The organism is Pseudomonas sp. NFPP04 (assembly GCF_900113815.1).
Taxonomy (GTDB): domain Bacteria; phylum Pseudomonadota; class Gammaproteobacteria; order Pseudomonadales; family Pseudomonadaceae; genus Aquipseudomonas; species Aquipseudomonas extremorientalis.
In genome coordinates, this window is the sequence record NZ_FOQS01000010.1 from 48,151 (window position 1) to 66,902 (window position 18,752).

19 protein-coding genes are annotated in these 18,752 nt (G+C 61.3%); 6 read left to right on the top strand and 13 right to left on the bottom strand.

From position 1 onward, the window contains the following. Window positions 1-20: 20 nt before the first annotated feature. From BM017_RS20390 to BM017_RS20425, 8 genes are all read right to left on the bottom strand, one after another. Window positions 21-3,656, bottom strand: coding sequence for a transporter substrate-binding domain-containing protein (locus tag BM017_RS20390; RefSeq protein WP_092247729.1), 3,636 nt, complete (start codon window positions 3,654-3,656; stop codon window positions 21-23). Window positions 3,657-3,664: 8 nt separating this feature from the next. Continuing rightward, the gene (locus tag BM017_RS20395) at window positions 3,665-4,291 is read right to left on the bottom strand and encodes a response regulator transcription factor (RefSeq protein WP_092247732.1); all 627 of its coding nucleotides are present in this window, start codon (window positions 4,289-4,291) and stop codon (window positions 3,665-3,667) included. Window positions 4,292-4,541: 250 nt separating this feature from the next. Beyond that, the gene (locus BM017_RS20400) at window positions 4,542-4,943 is read right to left on the bottom strand and encodes a response regulator (RefSeq protein WP_092247735.1); all 402 of its coding nucleotides are present in this window, start codon (window positions 4,941-4,943) and stop codon (window positions 4,542-4,544) included. Window positions 4,944-5,114: 171 nt separating this feature from the next. Next, entirely contained in the window at window positions 5,115-6,446 is a 1,332-nt protein-coding gene (locus BM017_RS20405) for a deoxyguanosinetriphosphate triphosphohydrolase (protein ID WP_058427944.1), read from the bottom strand. A gap of 71 nt (window positions 6,447-6,517) precedes the next feature. After that, window positions 6,518-7,681, bottom strand: a complete 1,164-nt coding sequence (locus BM017_RS20410; protein ID WP_071488502.1) for an EAL domain-containing protein — start codon at window positions 7,679-7,681, stop codon at window positions 6,518-6,520. A 93-nt stretch (window positions 7,682-7,774) separates the two neighbouring features. Continuing rightward, complete coding sequence (locus BM017_RS20415) at window positions 7,775-8,116, bottom strand: hypothetical protein (protein WP_092247738.1); 342 nt, start codon at window positions 8,114-8,116, stop codon at window positions 7,775-7,777. Next, complete coding sequence (locus BM017_RS20420; protein ID WP_012723020.1) at window positions 8,113-8,496, bottom strand: phage holin family protein; 384 nt, start codon at window positions 8,494-8,496, stop codon at window positions 8,113-8,115. Before BM017_RS20420 ends, BM017_RS20415 begins: the two co-directional genes overlap by 4 nt. Before the next feature lie 2 nt (window positions 8,497-8,498). Then, window positions 8,499-8,813, bottom strand: a complete 315-nt coding sequence (locus tag BM017_RS20425; RefSeq protein ID WP_012723021.1) for an ElaB/YgaM/YqjD family protein — start codon at window positions 8,811-8,813, stop codon at window positions 8,499-8,501. Window positions 8,814-9,159: 346 nt separating this feature from the next. Here BM017_RS20425 and BM017_RS20435 point away from each other — a divergent pair, with 346 nt between their 5' ends. Beyond that, on the top strand, window positions 9,160-10,368 hold the full coding sequence (locus BM017_RS20435; RefSeq protein WP_071488501.1) for an ammonium transporter: 1,209 nt from the start codon (window positions 9,160-9,162) through the stop codon (window positions 10,366-10,368). Here the strand turns inward: BM017_RS20435 and BM017_RS20440 are convergent. After that, complete coding sequence (locus tag BM017_RS20440) at window positions 10,355-12,079, bottom strand: cation:proton antiporter (RefSeq protein ID WP_083351560.1); 1,725 nt, start codon at window positions 12,077-12,079, stop codon at window positions 10,355-10,357. The two genes, BM017_RS20435 and BM017_RS20440, sit on opposite strands and share 14 nt — an antisense overlap. Window positions 12,080-12,234: 155 nt before the next feature. Between BM017_RS20440 and BM017_RS20445 the strand changes: the two genes are divergently transcribed. The 3 genes from BM017_RS20445 (at window position 12,235) to BM017_RS20455 (ending at window position 13,842) form a co-directional block, all read left to right on the top strand. Then, complete coding sequence (locus BM017_RS20445) at window positions 12,235-12,471, top strand: glutaredoxin family protein (protein WP_058427940.1); 237 nt, start codon at window positions 12,235-12,237, stop codon at window positions 12,469-12,471. 73 nt (window positions 12,472-12,544) lie between these two features. Then, window positions 12,545-12,880 carry a hypothetical protein gene (locus tag BM017_RS20450; protein WP_010565034.1) on the top strand — a complete coding sequence of 112 codons (336 nt, stop codon included), beginning with the start codon at window positions 12,545-12,547 and terminating at the stop codon, window positions 12,878-12,880. 71 nt (window positions 12,881-12,951) lie between these two features. Further along, window positions 12,952-13,842 carry a pseudouridine synthase gene (locus tag BM017_RS20455; RefSeq protein WP_092247741.1) on the top strand — a complete coding sequence of 297 codons (891 nt, stop codon included), beginning with the start codon at window positions 12,952-12,954 and terminating at the stop codon, window positions 13,840-13,842. 55 nt (window positions 13,843-13,897) lie between these two features. Here BM017_RS20455 and BM017_RS20460 read toward each other — a convergent pair whose 3' ends face one another. Both BM017_RS20460 and mobA read right to left on the bottom strand, forming a co-directional pair. Next, on the bottom strand, window positions 13,898-14,119 hold the full coding sequence (locus tag BM017_RS20460) for a YgdI/YgdR family lipoprotein (protein ID WP_010211805.1): 222 nt from the start codon (window positions 14,117-14,119) through the stop codon (window positions 13,898-13,900). 79 nt (window positions 14,120-14,198) lie between these two features. Continuing rightward, the gene (gene mobA, locus BM017_RS20465; protein WP_092247744.1) at window positions 14,199-14,801 is read right to left on the bottom strand and encodes a molybdenum cofactor guanylyltransferase MobA; all 603 of its coding nucleotides are present in this window, start codon (window positions 14,799-14,801) and stop codon (window positions 14,199-14,201) included. A gap of 76 nt (window positions 14,802-14,877) precedes the next feature. Between mobA and moaB the strand changes: the two genes are divergently transcribed. Together moaB and glp are read left to right on the top strand one after the other, a co-directional pair. Then, on the top strand, window positions 14,878-15,417 hold the full coding sequence (gene moaB / locus BM017_RS20470; RefSeq protein WP_056857153.1) for a molybdenum cofactor biosynthesis protein B: 540 nt from the start codon (window positions 14,878-14,880) through the stop codon (window positions 15,415-15,417). After that, entirely contained in the window at window positions 15,401-16,627 is a 1,227-nt protein-coding gene (gene glp / locus BM017_RS20475) for a molybdopterin molybdotransferase MoeA (RefSeq protein ID WP_092247747.1), read from the top strand. Before moaB ends, glp begins: the two co-directional genes overlap by 17 nt. 59 nt (window positions 16,628-16,686) lie before the next feature. On the opposite strand, the gene BM017_RS20480 is transcribed toward glp, so the two are convergent. Together BM017_RS20480 and BM017_RS20485 are read right to left on the bottom strand one after the other, a co-directional pair. Continuing rightward, window positions 16,687-17,016, bottom strand: coding sequence for an EscU/YscU/HrcU family type III secretion system export apparatus switch protein (locus BM017_RS20480; RefSeq protein WP_092247750.1), 330 nt, complete (start codon window positions 17,014-17,016; stop codon window positions 16,687-16,689). Continuing rightward, complete coding sequence (locus BM017_RS20485) at window positions 17,013-18,590, bottom strand: flagellar hook-length control protein FliK (RefSeq protein ID WP_092247753.1); 1,578 nt, start codon at window positions 18,588-18,590, stop codon at window positions 17,013-17,015. Before BM017_RS20485 ends, BM017_RS20480 begins: the two co-directional genes overlap by 4 nt. Window positions 18,591-18,752: the final 162 nt, after the last annotated feature.

Genomic DNA, 18,752 nt, shown 5'->3' on the forward strand with positions numbered 1-18,752 from the left:
GCAAGGGGCAGCAATGCCCCTTACTGACCCTCTAGGCTGTGGAGCTGCACTTGCAGCAACCTTTCCAGTTCCAACATGAACTTTTCCAGGGTTTTCGCACCCGCCTCGATTAACGTCCAGTCATCGCCACGGGCACACGCCTGTTCGAGGGCTTCACACTGCCCGGCCAATGAGGCCGCCTGAACAATACGGGCGGCACCCTTGATCTTGTGGGCCTGCTCAATGATCTCCTGAAGCGGGGCGTGTGCGGTTATCAGTGCGGTCAGTGCCTGGCGATCGTTCCGGCTGCTGCTCAACAGCTCCTCCAGCAGTCGCCTATTCAGCTGTGGGTCGCCGCCGGTCAAGGCCTCGAAGTTGCCAAGGTCCAGGTGCAACTCCACTGTTTGAGGGGCGATCTGCGCCAGTTGTCGCTCCAGAGTCGTGAGGCTGATGGGTTTGAACAGGCAATCGTTCATACCGGCCTGAGCACAGCGTTGTTTCTCTTCAGGCTGTGCATTGGCGGTAAACCCAAGCACCACGCACGGTGGCAGTTGCTCGCGCTGTTCGTATTCGCGGATCGAACGACTCAACTCGTAGCCATTCATGATAGGCATGTTGCAGTCGGCGATGACCAGGTCGAAGCGTTCCTGGCGCCAGGCCTGGAAACCGGCTGCGCCATTCTGGGCTGCCGTGAACTGGTGGCCCAGGTAGCCCAGTTGCTGGCACATCAGCAAGCGGTTGGCGGGATGGTCGTCCACCACCAGCACATTGAGTACCGGCGTGGTTGCGGGCTTCTCGGGTTTCTGTTCATCGGCTGCCTGTTCCGGCAGCAGTCGCGGCATTCGCAGGTTGACATGCACCTGGGTGCCCACCATGGGCACGCTGCTCAGGCTCAGTTCTCCCCCCATCATTGCGCACAGGCTGCGGCAGATCACTAGCCCCAGGCCCGCGCCGCTCCTGGCGAGCTGCCCGGAATTGTCGGCCTGGGCAAAGGGTTCGAACAGGCGTTTCTGATCGTCGCGGCTGATACCTATCCCGGTATCCTCCACCACCAGCTTCATCTCGACCTGTTGCGCCAGTTCGGTGCGCAATACTTCGACGCGGATTTTTACCTGGCCACGTTCGGTGAACTTGATGGCATTGCTGATCAGGTTCGACAGCACCTGCTTGAAGCGCAGCGGGTCGATCAGGACTTCGGTGTCGTCCTGGTCGGGCTTGAACTCTAGGGACAGGCTGAGGGTTTTCTGGCGCGCCAGGCCGTCGAAGACACGCACCACCGACTCGATCACCTCGCGCAGGTTGACCCGTTCCGGCGCCAGGCTCAGGCGGCCGGATTCGATACGTGCGATGTCCAGGATATCGCCGATCAGCTCCAGCAGATCCTTGGCCGAGTTGTAGGCAACTTCGATGGCCGGGCGATCCAGGTGGCCATGGTCGGCGCGTTTGAGGGTCAGCTCCAGCATGCCGATCACCGCGTTCATCGGCGTGCGTATTTCATGGCTCATGGTAGCGAGGAACGTGCTCTTGGCCCGATTGGCTTCGTCGGCGCGCTCTTTGGCCGCGCGGATCTCATCGAACAATTGGCGGCGCTCGCTGATGTCAATCCAGCCACCGATGATTCCCTGCACCTCCCCGGTAGAGTCGCGGTAGGGCAGAATCCAATGATAGATCGTCAGTTTCTTCCCGCGAATATGCAGGGTGCGGTCCAGGATCAGCGGGTTACCTTCGGCCATTACCCGCTGGTAGTCGGCATGGTACTGCTCCGCGTCCGTCTCGAGGGCTTCGCTCATCTGCAGGGCACTTTTGCCGATCACGTCCTCCCGTTTGACTTCGAACACTTGCAGGTAGCTGTCATTGCATGTCTGCAGCAGGCCTTTACGATCGCGCACATAGATGGGGTGCGGGGTTTCATTGACCAGCGCGCGCATGAATTCGAACTGATCGTTGAGGGCACGCTCGGCCATCTTGCGGTGCTTGATCTGACGGCGCATGTAGGCGTTCCAGGCCAGGGAGATCAGCAGTAGCAGCCCGGTGCCGATGATGATACGGGCTATCAGTTGGTGGTAGTTGCGCCAATAACTGTCGGAGGCGGCGGTGTAGCCCCGCCAGCGGCTGTTGATCACCCCCAGTTCATCCGGAGCGATGCTCAACAAGGCCTTGTCGAGAATCGAGCTGAGTTCGGTGGCGCTACGGGATGTGGCCAGGGCAAACGTGGCCGGGAAGGTGCCGATGCTCGTGCTCATCTGCAGCTTGTCCTGGAACACCTGGGACGACAGGAAGTAGTTGGCGACTACCAGAGAGTTCACCGCGCCTTCCACGTGTCCCTGGGCCAACAGTTCCGAAGCCTTGAAGGTGTCGCTGGCTTTGACCAGTTGGACCTGGGGAAAATCGCGACGAAGAATAGCCTCCAGAGGATTGCCTGGCGTGATTGCCAGGCGTTTGCCGGCCATCTGCTCCAGGTTCGAGGGTGCATTGGGTTCTTTGCGTGTCAGCAGGACATAGGAGTTTTCCAGGTAGGGGCGGCTGAAGTTCAGTTGCGCCTCCCGCTCGGCGCTGGGCACGATGGCACCGATGATGTCGGCCTTGCCGGTGTCCACCTGCTCGATCATTGCGTTGACGTCGCGTTCGCGCTGGATCTCGAAGCGCAGCCCGGTGCGCAGGCGGACCAATTCCAGCAGGTCGGCGGTGATGCCGCGGAAGTTGCCATCGGCATCGAAAAAGGTCAGTGGTGCGAAGGTTTCATTCACGACCACCTTGACTACCGGATGGTCTTTCAACCAGCGCTCTTCACGTTGGGTCAGTTGCAGCTTCTGGTCGGACAGCAAGATGTCGCTGCCGGCACTCCAGCGCTTGGCGATCATTTCCCGTTCGTTCATGGGCACGGTGGTCAGAACCGCGTCGACAATACTCAAGAGGGTGCGTTGATGTTGGGACATGGCGAAGCTGAACCCGTAGGCTTCGTGTTTACCGAAGTTGGCCATGCGGATGTTCTTCAGGTAGCCCTTGTTGATCATGTAATGGGTGGAAATGGTATCGCCAAGGAAGACGTCTGCCTGGTCGAACGCCACCGCATTCAGGGCATTTTGATAAGAGGGGTAGGCACGGATGATTGCCTTGGGGTACAGCTTTTCCACTTCCGCCAAGGGCAGGTAGTGGTAGACCAGGGCCAGGCGCATGCCGGCCAGGCCATCGTTCAGGCTGCGGGTTTCACCTTCGCGGGTGACCAGCACCGGTTGGTCGACGGCATAGGGTTCGGACAGCGTGAGATTCGGGTTCGCCGCCTCGAAGCCGTTGGAAGAGCCCAGTAAATCGATATCCCCGATTTCAAGCGCACGGATGGCCGCTTCACGGGAAGGGTAGCGCAGTACCTTCACTGGCAAGGCCAGCGCCTTGGCCAACAGGCCGGCGTAATCAGCGGTAAGTCCTTCGTAGTCGCGACCGCTGGACGTGAGGTCGAATGGAGGATAGTCAGGGGCCGCAGTGCCCAACACCAGTTCGCGCTTGTTTTGCAGCCATTGGCGCTGGGTCTTGTTAAGGTTTGTTTCCAGTTGAACGGAGCCTGCACGGCTCAACAAGGTGAAATGTTCCGGGCCCGTTTGATGGTTCGCGAGCACGGCGGCGCTGAAGCACAAACCGGCACTCAATATAATCAGATAGTCCTTTATACGCCTGGGCATCCGCTTTCTCACACTAGCGCGTTTCGTTTTGCCATCTCGATAAGTTCTACCAAGGATTTGGCTTGAAGTTTTTGCATCAGCCTCTTTTTGTAAGTGCTTACTGTTTTGTTGCTCAGAAACATACCTTTTGCAATTTCCTTGTTGGTGCGGCCTTGTGCAAAAAGTTGCAAAACCATAAGTTCGCGGTCGTTGACGTTCTTGAACAGTTCAAGTTCCTGGGACTCGACGCCGTCTGCACCGCTGCTGTTCAGCGCCTGGCTGGGGAAGTAGTTGTAGCCGGACAACACCGCGCGGATGGCACTCAGCAATTCGCTCAGGTCGCCTTCCTTGCACACGTAGCCGTCGGCGCCCGAGCGCATGCAGCGTGTGGCGAACAAGGTGGGGGACTGGGCCGTCAGGATCAGGGTTTTCATCTGCGTGTTCATGGCATTGAACCGGCAGAGCACCTCGAGCCCGTCGAGCTTGGGGATGCTGATATCGAGGATGATGAGGTCAGGCAAGCATTCGCGGACCATTTGTATGGCATCGCATCCGTTGTCTGTTTCTCCCACCACTTTGTAACCTTCGTGTTCCAACAACATTCGGATGGCAAGCCGTATAACCGGGTGGTCATCGATAATAAAAACTGAGTTCATGATCACATTCCGTGCAAGTGCAAATAAAGCGGGCACATTAGCTCAGAAGGGGAGGCAGGAGCATGAGCTCAGGGGGGAGTAGATATAAAACAGGAAAGTTCCTACATTAAAAAAGGTAAATACCTACACGTTGCTCAGGCTGTGCGAAGTGATATGCCAGCGCTTGTGAGGTGAATGAATTAAATGGTGCCGCTATAGAATTAGCTGGCTCGGTACAGAGCTTTTTCTTCGGGCCCTGACGTTTAAAATCCTACATGTGCGATCTGAGTAATGGGCAGATCAAACGTGCCAGCTCATCTTTGTTCAGCGGCTTTGACAAATAGCCGAGCAATGGCAGGCCACGGTCCACCGCTTGGGCGATCAGGGCGGAAAGTTCTGTCGCGGGCAGTCCGCTCAGGAGGATGGCAGTTGTGGTAAAGCGTCGGCGACTGGCGATTTCAATCAGCTCGAGTCCCGGCAGGTCGGGCAGGCATTGATCGCACAGGATGATGTCGAAGGGTATCTCGGCCCGCGACATCAAACAGATAGCCTGTTCGGCGTTCTCGGCCGGGGTTACTCGTGCGAAGCCGAAGCTTCTGAGCAGGCACTGGGTGGCGAGGAGTTGAAAGGGATGATCCTCCACCAGCAGGATACGAAGCGGATAACTGGGCATTGGGGGCACACGGTGAGTCAAGCGTCGATGGAGGGCGCGTAGGAACTGTTCGCCTGGGTCGCCCGGAGCGTGCGTGATTATTCAGCAGGTGCCTGTGCGAATTCGATCAGGCCGCTCTGTTCCCTTCGTAGGTCGATTCCTCTCGGATAACAGGCGGCTTGATCGTACTCGTCATTGGGGGCTGGAGCGCCCGGTCATTTCACGGGCCATTTCGGTGGCATAGCTGTCGGTCATGCCGGCGATGAAGTCGATCATGCGCAGGAACGAGGCGTGCAAAGGCCATTGGGGATTTGGCGCGTTGTTACCCAGCAGGTCGAGAATGCGCCGATTCTTGAACGACGGCGTACGCCCGCCATGCTGCTCCAGGGCTGCACCGCAAAAGGCGTTCAGCAGAATTTCCAAGGTGGTGTAGGCGCCGATTTCATGCAATGTCTTGCGCTTGTCCTGGAAGATCTTCTTGCGCGCCATGTCCTTGGCGTCCAGCACGCAACGCTTGGCCGGGCCGTGCATGTGCTCCACCAGGTCGCCGGGCAGGGTACCGGCGAGCAAGGCATCCTGTTGTTCGACAAAGGCCCGCGCGGCCGCGTTGGTCAGGTGTTCGATAGCCTTGCCCCGCAGGATCGCCAGCTTGCGCCGCCGGGAGTCCTGCGCGCCGAGTTGGCGATAGGTCTGCGGCAGGTCATCGCCTACCAGGTCCAGCAGCAGCGACTCGACCTCGGTGTACTCCAGCAACTCCATTTCCAGGCCGTCTTCCAGGTCGATCAGGGCGTAGCAGATGTCATCTGCTGCCTCCATCAGATACACCAGCGGATGCCGGGCCCAGCGCTGTTCTTCGAGTTGCGGCAGGCCGAGCTTGTGGGCGATCTGCTCGAGGATCGGCAGTTCGCTCTGGTAACAACCGAACTTGTGTTTCTTGTAGCCCAGGGAGTCGGCGTGGCGGGCGGTCCAAGGGTATTTCAGGTAAGTGCCCAGGGTGGCGTAGGTCAACCGCGTGCCACCGTCGAACTGGTGATATTCAAGCTGGGTGAGCACGCGGAAGCCTTGGGCGTTGCCTTCGAAATTGAGGAAGTCATTACGCTCGGCGCTGCTCATGTCATCCAGCCAACCGCGGCCTGCGGCCTGCTGGAACCAATGGCGGATGGCGTCTTCGCCGGAGTGCCCGAACGGGGGGTTGCCGATGTCATGGGCCAGGCAGGCCGATTGCACCACCATGCCCAGGTCGCTCGGGTCGCACCAGTCGGGCAGGGCGCTGCGCAACGTTTCGCCGACGCGCATGCCGAGGGAGCGACCTACGCAGCTCACCTCCAGGGAATGGGTCAGGCGGGTGTGAATGTGGTCGTTGCTGGAGACCGGGTGCACTTGGGTCTTGCGGCCCAGGCGGCGAAATGCGCCAGAGAAGATAATACGGTCATGGTCTTTGTGGAACGGGCTACGGCCCAGTTCTTCCGGGCTGTGCAGCGGTTTGCCTAGACGTTCGCGAGTCAGCAGGGTGGGCCAATCCAAGGCGGGTACTCTCCGTGCGGTGAATGACCCTCCCAGCTTCCCGGTTCAGCGCGGGCTGGGCAAGCGAAAATCTACAGCCCGGCCGCGTCGATATCGATTAACAGCAAACGCTGACCGTTATCAAAGAACTGTCCGGCGGTGAGGCAATACTGGTTGGTGGTCGCGTCGCGGTAGGTCGAGGAGAGGGTCAGACGACGCTCGTCCCACCCTTCGGCCAACAGGTGATAGAAATACGGGCGCCACGACCAGTTATGGCCCAGATAAAGGCTGTCGGCCTGCCAGGCGTCCTGGCGCCATTCGAAATTGGGCGTCAGCTGAGTGCCGTGTCGGTCGCATTGGTAGAAGCGCAGCAACCAGGGGAACGCCGGCAGTTGGGGTAATTGGCTCAGCGGCGCCTGTGCCTGGGCCCAGGTTTGCAGGATTTTCATCAGCTCGGCCAATTGCTGGCGCAATTGCATGATGCGCCCGCGTTCCGCCAGTTTTTGCTGAACGTAGGCGGTGCGCAACTCTGCAAAACGCGGCACGAAGGCGTCGGCGGCAAACCAGTCCAACTGTGCCTGGGCAAACAGATAGCCCTGCACATAACGCGAGCCGCACTCCAGGGCGAAGCTCAACTGTGCTTCGGTTTCCACGCCTTCGGCAATGATCCAGCAGCCGGTTTTCTCGGCCATCTGCGCCAGCGCCCGCACCACTTCGCTGCTCGGCCCGCCGCGGGCGGCTTCCTGGAACAGGCGCATGTCCAGCTTGAGAATGTCTGGTTGCAATGCCAGCACCCGGTCGAGCTGAGAATAGCCGGCGCCGAAGTCATCGATGGCGATACGCGCACCGGCCTCGCGGTAACGCGCGACCACGTCAGCCAGGCGCTGGATGTCGCCACCCAGTTCGGTGATCTCGAACACGATCCGTCGCGGGTCGACGCCATGGCTGTGAATCTGTTTCAGGCTCGGCAGGGCTTGGCCCGGACGCAGGCGGTTGATCCAGCGCGGCGAGATGTTCAGGCTCAGGAACCAGTCGGCGGGTGCTTCATGCAAGCGGCTCAGGGCATTGTCGCGAATCTGCCGGTCGAGACGGCGCAAGGTCACGCCTGGGGTGCGCGGGTCGGCGAACAGCGGCCCCACCGATTGCAGGCGCCCGTCGGCCTGGCGCAGGCGGCCGAGGGCCTCGACACCGGCGATGCGGCCGGTGGCGGTATCGATAAACGGCTGGAAGCAGGCGAGCGGTTGCCCGTCGATCACGGGGCCTCCTTAAGCGAGGTGGCTGAAAAAAGGCCCGGCCCTCGAAAACGAGGGCCGGGCCGATTCTGTTAGCAAGAATGCAGCCAGCCAGGCTCAACTTTTGCGCGAAGTGCCCTGCATGGCCAATTTGATCAGCGGGATCAACCCGGCACCGAGACGCACCAGGCGTGTCAGGCTGCTGATACCGCCGCCCTTGGCGCCTTTGCCGGTGAAAAAGCCCATCAGCGTCACCGCAGCCACGCCCCACAGCGGCGCGTGCTTGATGCCAAGGCTGTCCTGCCAGTTACTGCCCAGGTTGCGCACCTTGTTCAACGGCAGCATCAGTTGCTGGGACTCGTGGCGGATTTCCTGACGGTGCATTTCCATGCGCAGCCTGATCAACGCTTTGCGCATTTCCCGCCGTGACGTGTTTTTTGGCATTTCAGTCAGGCTCATGGCAGCAGACGCTCCCGGTCATTGGCCAGCTCTTCGAGGGTGGCGTGGAATGGCGTGGATTCATCGAACACCGCCGCTTTCAAGCGTACCCCGCAAAAGGCTGCGGCCAGGCTGTAGAACACGCAGAGGCAGATGATTCCGGTCAGGCGGTAGCCGGTGTCCCAGACCAGGATCATCACCAGTGTCGACAACCCCACCAGCAACAGCAGTGCAAACACCAGCGCCAGGCCGGCAAACAGCAGCAGGCTGACGGTGCGAGCTTTCTGTTCCTGCAATTCGATGCCGAACAACTCGACGTGGCTGTGCAGCAAGCCCAGCACGGCTGCGCCCAGGCGCCTTGAAGTCGTCCCCGTGGACGAGCCGGTTTCGCCGATAGACATGATTAGCGCCTTGTGGCCAGCAGGCCGATCAGAAAGCCCACGCCGGCGGCAATGCCCACCGACTGCCAAGGGTTGGCTTGCACGTAATCTTCAGTCGCAGTGACCGCCGCCTGGCCGCGTTCACGCAGCGAGTCTTCAGTCTGCTTGAGGGTTTCGCGGGCCTGGAGCAGGGTATCGTGGATCTTGGCCCGTAGCTCATCAGCCTGGTCACCGGCGAGCACTTTGGTGTCGTCCAGCAACCTTTCGGTATCAGTCACCAGGGTTTGAAAATCCGCCATCAATATTTCTTGAGCAGTCTTTGCAGTTCTTCTGGCCATGGTTATCTCCGTGATGGGCTGTTTTGTACTTAGTGGTTTCGAGTCACCGGCGTCGGTGAAGGTTCAGTGCAATTGTGTGGTACAGCTTTTGCTTTGCCTTGGTGCGCAGGCCCCGGGGCCTGCGCCGAATCCGGGCGGTCGGGCAGGAAGCCTTGAAAAACCTTACCCTAAATAACTGAAACTCGCGGAAAAACCCTGTCGGCAACGGCCTGTTGTGTTGATCGCTGCGCTAAATCGGTTCATGCCCTCTGCAGAGGGGCGGGACCGGCGGTGCCAATTTAGTGCGCGCAACCCGGGCTTGAACCGCTTTGGTGCTTTTTGCCTTACTGCAGGCCTGCCAACTTCCATGGAAAATGTGCAAAGTGCAGTGGACACGCTTGTCCACAGCTCCAACACCCTGTTTATCCTGATCGGTGCGGTCATGGTCCTGGCCATGCACGCTGGCTTCGCCTTCCTCGAAGTCGGCACGGTGCGCCAGAAGAACCAGGTCAACGCCCTGTCGAAGATCCTCAGCGACTTCGCCATCTCCACCCTGGCCTATTTCTTTATAGGCTATTGGATCTCCTACGGGGTGAGCTTCATGCAACCGGCGGCGGTGATCAGCGCCGACCATGGCTACGGCCTGGTGAAGTTCTTCTTCTTGCTGACTTTCGCGGCAGCGATCCCGGCGATCATTTCCGGGGGGATTGCCGAGCGTGCACGGTTTGCGCCGCAACTCTGCGCAACCGCGTTGATCGTGGCGTTTATCTACCCGTTTTTCGAAGGCGTGGTGTGGAACGGCAATTTCGGTCTGCAGGCCTGGTTGCTCGCGACCTTCGGCGCCAGCTTCCATGATTTCGCCGGCTCCGTGGTGGTCCACGCCATGGGCGGCTGGCTGGCGCTGGCGGCGGTGTTGCTGCTTGGCCCGCGCAACGGGCGCTACCGCGAAGGGCGCCTGGTGGCGTTCGCGCCGTCGAGCATTCCGTTCCTGGCATTGGGGTCGTGGATCCTGATTGTCGGCTGGTTTGGTTTCAACGTGATGAGTGCGCAAACGTTGAATGGCGTCAGTGGCCTGGTGGCGGTCAACTCGCTGATGGCCATGGTTGGCGGCACCGTCGCGGCTTTGATCATCGGCCGCAACGATCCGGGTTTCCTGCATAACGGTCCGCTGGCCGGGCTGGTGGCCATCTGTGCGGGTTCCGACCTGATGCATCCGGTGGGCGCACTGGTCACTGGCGCAGTCGCCGGTGGTTTGTTCGTGTGGTTCTTTATCGCCGCCCAGGATCGCTGGAAGATCGACGACGTGCTGGGCGTGTGGCCGCTGCATGGCCTGTGCGGCGTGTGGGGTGGCATTGCCTGCGGCATCTTCGGCCAGACGGCATTGGGTGGCCTGGGCGGTGTCAGCCTGGTCAGCCAGTTGATCGGCACTGCCCTTGGTGTGCTGGTCGCGCTGGTCGGTGGCCTGCTGGTGTACGGCGTGATCAAGCGCGTGCACGGGCTGCGCCTGAGCCAGGAAGAGGAGTATTACGGCGCGGACCTGTCGATCCACAAGATCGGCGCGGTCAGTCAGGATTGATCGGCTCGTCTGCCTGGCGATAAAAACCGTGCAGCAGGCGGTAGCGGTTGTGTCGCACATCGTCAACCCGCGCCTGCACCTGTTGGTCCGGCAGGCCCAGCAGGATCAGGGCGTGGGAGGCGAGCATCAGGCTTGACTCCAACAGTTCGGGCACCACTTCGCTGGCGCCTGCGGCCTTCAGTTCAGCCAGTTGGCTGTCATCGCGGGTGCGCACCAGGATCGGCACTTCGGTGTTGATCCGGCGTGCTTCCTTCAACACCACCAGCGCGACATCGGTGTTGTCCACCGCAATCACCACCAACCGCGCGCGTTCCAGGCCGACCGCACTGAGCAAGGCGCCACGCCGGCAATCACCGTAGTGCACGCTGCTGTCTTCGGTGGCGGCTTCCTGTACCCGTTCCGGGTCGTCATCCAGAGCGATGAATGCCTGTTGTTCCTGGCGCAGAAAGCGCCCGATGGATTGGCCGACGCGACCATAGCCGCAGATCACCGCGTGACCGTGCAGCTCGGCGTTGAGCGCGGTGATGGCTTCCAGTTGTACTTGCTGGTTGGGCTTGCGGTGCAGGCGCAGGGCAATGCCCGGCGCGGCACGCAGCAGCAGCGGCGTCAGTAGCATCGAGCAGAAGGTGGCGGCGAGCAGCAAGCCGTTGAATTCATCCGGGATCAACCGGCTCTGTTGCATCTGTGCCATCAACGCAAAGCAGAACTCGCCGCCTTGGGCCAGCGCCAGGCCGCTGCGCCAGGCGGTTTCGCTGTCGCTGCCGCGCAGCTTGACCAGCGCGGCGACCACACAGCCCTTGACCAGCATCAAGGTGAGGGTCAGGGCGAGGATCAACAGGCTGTGGCTGACGAACAGTTGCAGGTCGATCAGCATACCGATGCTGACGAAAAACAGCCCCAGCAGGATGTCGCGAAACGGACGGATATCTGCCTCGATCTGATGGCGGTAGTGGCTTTCTCCCAACAGCATGCCGGCCAGGAACGCGCCGAGGGCAGGGGAGAGCCCCAGCAGGTGGGTGAGCCAGGCGGTCAGCAACACAATCACCAGCGCTAGCAGTACAAACAACTCGGCCGAATGGGAGGCGGCGACTTCATGAAACAAGCGCGGCAACAACCAGCGACTGGCGAGCAGCAAGCCGACAAACAACACCACGGTCTTGCCCAGGGTCAGTGGCAGCGCCCAGTACCAGGCTTGTTCACCGGTGCCGGCAAACACCGGCACCAGGGTCAGCAACAGCACCGCTACCACATCCTGGAACAGCAACACGCCAATCGCGTTCTGGCCATGGCTGCTGAAGATTTCACCGAGGCTGGTCAACTCCTTGCTGACGATGGCCGTGGATGACAGCGCCAGCCCTGCGCCCAGTAACAACGCGACGCCTGGCGCCACACCCAGGATCATCAACAAGATGCCCAGCAGCGCCCCGCAGCCCAATACCTGCAAACTGCCCAGGCCAAACACCACGCGGCGCAGGGCGAGCATCTTGGTCAGGGAGAACTCCAGGCCCAGGGAGAAGAGCAGGAACACCACGCCCAGTTCGGCGAGGTCGGGCAGCTCTTCGCTGTCATTCACCCAGTCCAGCGCGGTGGGGCCTACGGCCAGGCCGACGCAGAGGTAGCCCAGCACCGGCGGCAGTTGCAGCCGGCGAAACAGCGCAATCACCACCAGGGATGAGGCCAGAATGATCAGCAGGTTGGCAAACACACGCATCTCCGTTGCAAGGGGGCAGGCAAAAAGCCGCGAGAATCGCTGAAACAGTTATAGGCCATGGTGACCTGGGTCAGGGTTTTTGGGGGCTGGTTTCTCGCCACAGATTTTCGTCAGGCTTAGAATGTTGGCCTACTTTCTGATCAGGTCCATTCGTCATGCTTCCTGAATGCCAGCTATTCGGCACCCTGGGTTGCCATCTGTGTGAAATCGCCGAAGCCGAAATCATGCCGCTCGTCGAACACGGGTTGTTGGTGGAACTGGTGGATATCGCCGACCCCGACGACCTGACCGAAGCCTACGGCCTGCGGATTCCGGTACTTCGCAGAGTGGACACCGGGGCGGAACTGGATTGGCCATTTGACTCACAACAGGTCGTGGCCTTCCTTCGTTGAGTTTATGCGATGGCAGGTTTCCAAATATTACGTTACTGTATGTTTGTACAGCGATTGAGTAGAGGGAACGCCCGTGGTGAATGTTGAACAACTGAAAAGCAGCGTCAATCGCATGTCCGCCGATGTCGTGCGCGACGCGGTGAACGAGCTGCGCCTCGATGGCCTGGTCACAGAAGGCAAGACGCCTTTTAACAAGGTGCATTTCAATACCTGCTTTGCCGAGATCGAGGCGCTGTTCCAGCGTGCCGGTTACCACAAGCAATTGGATGTGGTGGGTTACCAGGGCTTGTTGTACGCGTTGTACGATCCAGGCCGCTGGGAAGCGGTGGACGTGCTGCGCTGGCTCAAGGAATTCACCGAGGCCGCCAGTGCCTCGCCGATTCTGCGGGCGGAGCTGGCCAAGGCTTGAGATCCGCCCTAGGCTCAAGCCCGACCGATGCGGGATAATGCCCGCCGGTTTTCCCAGGCTTCGAGCATTTCATGTCCACTTCCGTTTTTATCGCCTCCGAGCACCAAGCCAGCACCCTGTATTTGCCGCCCGGTCCTTGGGCGACGGTGCTCGATTGCCTCTGCGAGCACTTCCCGGCGATCGGCCGTGGACAGTGGCTTGACCGCATCGCCCGTGGCAGGGTGCTGGACATCAACGGCAGCCCCATCAGGCTGGACTTGGCCTACAAGGAAGGCCTGTGTATCTATTACTTCCGCGAAGTGCCCAACGAGAAAGTCATCCCGGTGCAGGAAACCATCCTGTACGCCGACGAGCACTTGGTGGTCGCTGACAAACCGCACTTCCTGCCCGTGACCCCCGCCGGTGAATACGTCGAGCAAACGCTGCTGCGGCGCTTGATTCGCCAGTTGGATAACCCATCGCTGGTGCCCCTGCACCGCATCGACCGGCATACGGCGGGGCTGGTGCTGTTCTCGGCCAACCCGGCCAGCCGCTCGGCGTATCAGCAACTGTTTCCCACACGCCAGATCGACAAGTTCTACGAAGCCATCGCTCCGGCCCTGCCGAACCTGACGTTCCCCCTGGTGCATAAAAGCCGCCTGGTCGATGGCGAGCCGTTCTTTCGCATGCAGGAAGGGCCTGGCGCGAGTAACACCGAAACGGCGGTGGAAGTGCGGGAAAAAAACGGCGATCTATGGCGCTATGGCCTGTTTCCCGTAACCGGCAAGAAACACCAGTTGCGTGTGCACATGACCGCACTCGGTGCGAGTATCTGCAACGACCCGTTCTACCCGGACGTGATCAAGGACGCCGTGGACGATTACGCCAACCCCCTCAAACTGTTGGCCCAGGGCGTACGGTTTATCGACCCGGTCACAGGTGTCGAGCGCAACTTGCGCAGCCAGATCACCCTCGACTGGTAACTGCCAGAAACGACAAGGCCCGCGCGAGGCGGGCCTTGATGGCAAACGCTAAGACTTACAAGTCTTTGACGGTGCGAACCTGATCTTTGTTGATGCGGGTGCGCTTGCCGTCAAGCTGTTCGAATTCGTAGAAACCCGAATCTTCGTTGTATTTAGGGGTGTCGACGGCCTGGATTTCGCGACCGTCATTCAGGGTGATCACTGTCGGCGAGGCACAACCGGCGAGGGTGGCGAGGCCCAGTGCAAGCATGAGAGCGGCGATGGTCCGTTGAGTCATGAGTTTGTCTCCGAGATAATTCTTTTGAATAGCTGACCTTGTGACGCTCACGGCGTCGACAAAGTTCCGGGTGCGAGGTTCATTCTGACACGCCCGGGCGCGTCTGTAACAGCTCCGGCGTATTAAGGTTGGCCAGGCGCGGGTCATCCGCCGGGCACTCCAGGCCCACGCCGCCCAGTTGCAGGAAGAGCTTGCGCGGGCTGCGCTCACCGGCTTGCCAGGCGCTCTCCACCGCGTCCCGCAGGGCGGTGGGGAGGATGCAGATCAGCGGCTCCCAGAACTCACCATGGCGTACCATCACCGGCAGCCGAGGGTTGCGCCGTGCAGTGTCACACAGGCCGGCGAGCAACCCTGCGTCGATATGCGGCACATCGCACGGCAGTATCAACAGGTGTGTGTGGCGCGCGGCGGCGAGTCCTGCGCGGATACCGGCAAGCGGGCCGGGAAAATCCGGGCTGTCGTCGTTCACCAGTTGGTCGGCGTACGCGGCGTAGTGCTCCAGGTTGCGGTTGCACGAGATGATCAGGTCATCCGTCAGCGGCCGCACCAGGCGCTGCAGATGGGCGATCAAGGGCTGGCCATGCCATTCCAGCAGACCTTTGTCCTGGCCGCCCATGCGCTGGCCACGCCCACCGGACAGCAGCAAGACCGAACAGGGCAGTGATGATGAATCGATAGGCATGGCGGTTCCGCAGCGGCAGTAAAAGGGGGGGCTGTGATATAACATCGGGCTGTTCCTTCGACAACCGGACCGTGCCATGAAAGCCAAGGCAGATGCGCCCTTCGTACCTCTGAATATCGCTGTATTGACCGTCAGCGACACCCGCACCCTCGACACCGATACCTCCGGCCAGGTCTTTGTCGACCGCCTCACCGCTGCCGGCCATAACCTGGCCGAACGCGTGCTGCTCAAGGACGACCTCTACAAGATCCGCGCCCAGGTCGCCCACTGGATCGCCGAAGACGTGGTGCAAGTCGTGCTGATCACCGGCGGCACCGGCTTTACCGGCCGTGACAGCACCCCCGAAGCCGTGAGCTGCCTGCTGGACAAGCAGGTCGATGGTTTTGGCGAACTGTTCCGCCAGATCTCCGTGGCGGACATCGGCACCTCTACGGTGCAGTCCCGCGCCCTGGCCGGCCTGGCCAATGGCACCCTGGTGTGCTGCCTGCCAGGTTCCACCAATGCCGTGCGCACCGGTTGGGACGGTATCCTCGCCGAGCAATTGGACAACCGTCACCGCCCATGCAACTTCGTCCCGCACCTGAAACAGGCCGAGCCCTGTGAATCCCGTGGGTAAGCCGGGCAAGACCGGCGCCCTGATGCCGGTGGAAGACGCGTTGGCGCAACTGCTGGCCATGGCTGAAGCCGCACCGATCCGCGAGCAGGAAACCTTGCCCCTTGCGCACTGCGACGGGCGTGTATTGGCCTTGGACCTGGTCTCCACCCTCGACCTGCCACCCTGGCCGAACAGCGCCATGGACGGCTATGCCGTGCGTCTGTCGGACTGGACCGGCGAGCCCCTGGTGGTCAGTCAGCGCATCTTCGCAGGCCAGGCGCCGCAACCCTTGGCTGCGGGCACCTGCGCGCGCATCTTTACCGGCGCCCCGGTACCCGAAGGCGCCGACTGCGTGGAGATGCAGGAAAACGCCGTGGTCCATGCCGACGAGCGCGTGAGCTTCACCGAACCCCTGCACCTCGACCAGAACATCCGTCCACAAGGCCAGGAAACCACTGCAGGCGAGCTGGTTTTGTCGGCAGGTACGCGCCTGGGTCCGATTGAACTCGGACTTGCCGCCTCCCTGGGTCGTGACCGCCTGGACGTGGTGCGCCGCCCGCGTGTGGCGGTGCTGTCCACCGGTGACGAATTGATCGAGCCGGGCCAGCCACTGGGGCCGGGACAGATCTACAACAGCAATCGGCGGGTGCTGTGCTCGTGGTTGACCCGTATTGGTTGTGAAGTGATCGACGCCGGCATCCTGCCCGACGACCTTGAGCAAACCCGTACGCGCCTGGGCGACCTGGGCAGTGTCGACCTGATCCTGTCAACCGGCGGCGTGTCGGTGGGCGAGGCGGATTTCCTCGGCATTGCCCTGCGCGAAGAGGGCGAACTGGCCCTGTGGAAACTGGCGATCAAACCGGGCAAGCCGCTGACGTTCGGGCATTTTCGTGGCGTGCCGGTGATCGGCCTGCCAGGCAATCCGGCGTCGACGCTGGTGACCTTTGCGCTGTTGGCCCGGCCTTATCTGCTGCGCCGCCAAGGTGTGCAGGATGTCGAGCCGTTGCGTTTCGAAGTGCCGGTGGGCTTCACCTGGCCTAAACCTGGCAACCGCCGCGAGTACCTGCGTGGTCGCATCGAACAGGGCAAGGCGATCATCTACCGCAACCAGAGCTCCGGTGTACTGCGCAGCGCGGCGTGGGCGGAGGGGTTTGTCGAGGTGTTGGAAGGCACGACGCTGGCGATCGGCGATCGGGTCAACTTCATCCCGCTCAGTGAAGTCCTGAACTGACCCCAATCCAAATATGGGAGAGGGCAAGCCCCCCTCCCACATTTGGATCTTCATATGCCTCAGTAATCGTCGCCGCGTTCGGTGATGTCGCGCTCCACCGGCCCCGCATCCGGGTCATACCCCACCGGGAACTTGCCCTTCAACGTCCAGGCAAACGCAATGATCTCGGCAATCGTGCGGTACAGCTCCTCGGGAATACTGTCGCCCAGCTCCATCCGTGCCAGCAGCTTGACCAGTTCGGCGTTTTCGTAGATCGGTACTTCATTTTCCCGCGCCAGCTTCAGGATTGCTTCGGCCAGGGCGTCATCGCCCTTGGCCGTCAGCGTGGGTGCCTGCTGGCCGTCGTACTTGAGGGCAATCGCCTGGCGCGGCGGTGTCGGGTTCTTCATGCGGTTTCATCCACCCAGCGTTGTTCCAGTCCGGTTTTCGGCCCGCGCGGTGGGATGCCGAGGTGGCAATCGAGGTCGCCGACATTGATGCCCGAGGTCACCAGGCGTTCGCGCAGGGTGCCCAGGTGGCTTTCGATCAGGCTGGCGGTGAAGGGGCGGGAGGCCCACAGCTGGCTGGAGAGTTTGCCCTGGCTCAATTGTGCCTGGACCTGCAACGGCCCGAGCGGCTCCATGTCGAAAGCCAGTTCGACGCGCCAGAGCATCTGCTTGGCGTCCTTTTTCTCCTTGCGTTCGGGCTGGTCCTTGTCCGGTGCCGGTTCTTCGCGCTGGAACTTGACCTGCAACGGCACGATGTCCTGCAACGTGCGCATGGGGATTTCCAGTTGCCAGGTGGTTTGCAAGCGGCCGTCGGCAGTCGTGCCGGTCTGTTCCAGGCTCGACAGCTGATGGCTTTGTAGGCGTGAGATGGCTCCGGCGGCCAGGCGCAGCAGGTTTTCCAGGTCGCCTTCGCCTTCCAGTTTCGCCATCAGCCGTTCAGGCAGCGGGAAGCTGGCAGGTATCTGGCGGGCGCTGACTTGGCCGAGGGTATTCAAAGGGCTGCGCACGAAGTTGGGCAGCGCCTGGGCCAGGGTGTTGGCGGCGAGGATCGCTGTCATGTTGGTGCTGGCGGGCAGGGCAGGCAACAGGTCCGCGACCAGGCGCAGCAACGCACCCTTCATGTCCAACGGCGGAATTTGCGGGTTCTGCCCGGCGAGCAGCTTGGCTTCAAGGAAGGCGCCGCTGTTCTGGATGACTTGCGCCAGTACCTTGGGGTTGCTGACCTGCGCCAGGTCCGGCAGGGCAGCCAGCAGGCGGTCGGCGGCGGCGCGCAGGTCGGCGGAAGTACTGTCGCCGCGTGGCAGGTTTTGCAGGGCGGTGACGACTGCATCCAGCGAGCCCTGGCGACTCTGTTGGGTCGACAGTTGCTGGCTGACGGCCAGTTGATCCTTGAGCCCGCTCAGCGGCACAAAGCTCAGGGTCTGCGCGTTCTGCACCACGGCGCTGAGCAGGCTGCCGACGCGCAGGGGCTGAGGGCTTTCCACGGTCAGGGTCGCGCCCGCCAGGGCGTTGTTGAGCACAGTGACCAGCGAGCGGTAGATCGCCGGCTGCGCCGTGCCCTGGGGCAGTATCTGGGTGGTCAGCACCTTGGCCTGCAACAGCGTGCCTACCGGCATCTGGTTTGTGTCAATGCGGGTGAGGGCGGCGACATTGGCGCTCAAGGCCTGCTGCAGGCTGAGGGTCAGGTTGCCCGCAGTCGTCTGGCTCACTGCCACATTGCTGCCCAGCGGCAGTGGTTGGGGGCTGCTGGCCTGTACCAGGGTCTGGCGGCCGCCTTCCAGGGTCAATTTGAGCAGCAACTGGAAGGCTTCCCCGCCTTGTTTCAGGGCGATGACTTCAGCGTTCGCGGTTTTGCCAGGGTCGATCAGGCCGATCTGCGGCTCCAGCAGTTTCAGCAGCTCGCCGGCCGCGGGTGCGGGGCCAGGCCCGGCTGTCGGGGCGGGTGCAAGCGTAGGAAGGTTGATCTCACCGGTCATCGCGCGCGTCGTCTCTGGGGAAATTGCCCTCTTTAGAGTAGGGCATCACATGTATAATGCCGCCCGTCTGCAACGAGAGCGGTAAAAACCTCACAACTATTTGATCCAGCTCTCTAAAATCGGTCGCCAAAGCCGTTATTGTGCATTTCTCTTTAACGGCCG

Bases quoted from the DNA above. Each gene is read 5' to 3' on its own strand.
- BM017_RS20445 (WP_058427940.1), top strand. From the start codon at position 12,235: ATGCTTCCTGAATGCCAGCTATTCGGCACCCTGGGTTGCCATCTGTGT.
- BM017_RS20455 (WP_092247741.1), top strand. From the start codon at position 12,952: ATGTCCACTTCCGTTTTTATCGCCTCCGAGCACCAAGCCAGCACCCTG.
- BM017_RS20435 (WP_071488501.1), top strand. From the start codon at position 9,160: ATGGAAAATGTGCAAAGTGCAGTGGACACGCTTGTCCACAGCTCCAAC.
- BM017_RS20460 (WP_010211805.1), bottom strand. From the start codon at position 14,119: ATGACTCAACGGACCATCGCCGCTCTCATGCTTGCACTGGGCCTCGCC.
- BM017_RS20480 (WP_092247750.1), bottom strand. From the start codon at position 17,016: ATGAAGAACCCGACACCGCCGCGCCAGGCGATTGCCCTCAAGTACGAC.
- BM017_RS20440 (WP_083351560.1), bottom strand. From the start codon at position 12,079: ATGCGTGTGTTTGCCAACCTGCTGATCATTCTGGCCTCATCCCTGGTG.
- BM017_RS20395 (WP_092247732.1), bottom strand. From the start codon at position 4,291: ATGAACTCAGTTTTTATTATCGATGACCACCCGGTTATACGGCTTGCC.
- BM017_RS20425 (WP_012723021.1), bottom strand. From the start codon at position 8,813: ATGGCCAGAAGAACTGCAAAGACTGCTCAAGAAATATTGATGGCGGAT.
- BM017_RS20390 (WP_092247729.1), bottom strand. From the start codon at position 3,656: ATGCCCAGGCGTATAAAGGACTATCTGATTATATTGAGTGCCGGTTTG.
- BM017_RS20415 (WP_092247738.1), bottom strand. From the start codon at position 8,116: ATGAGCCTGACTGAAATGCCAAAAAACACGTCACGGCGGGAAATGCGC.
- BM017_RS20485 (WP_092247753.1), bottom strand. From the start codon at position 18,590: ATGACCGGTGAGATCAACCTTCCTACGCTTGCACCCGCCCCGACAGCC.
- BM017_RS20420 (WP_012723020.1), bottom strand. From the start codon at position 8,496: ATGTCTATCGGCGAAACCGGCTCGTCCACGGGGACGACTTCAAGGCGC.
- moaB (WP_056857153.1), top strand. From the start codon at position 14,878: ATGAAAGCCAAGGCAGATGCGCCCTTCGTACCTCTGAATATCGCTGTA.
- BM017_RS20400 (WP_092247735.1), bottom strand. From the start codon at position 4,943: ATGCCCAGTTATCCGCTTCGTATCCTGCTGGTGGAGGATCATCCCTTT.
- mobA (WP_092247744.1), bottom strand. From the start codon at position 14,801: ATGCCTATCGATTCATCATCACTGCCCTGTTCGGTCTTGCTGCTGTCC.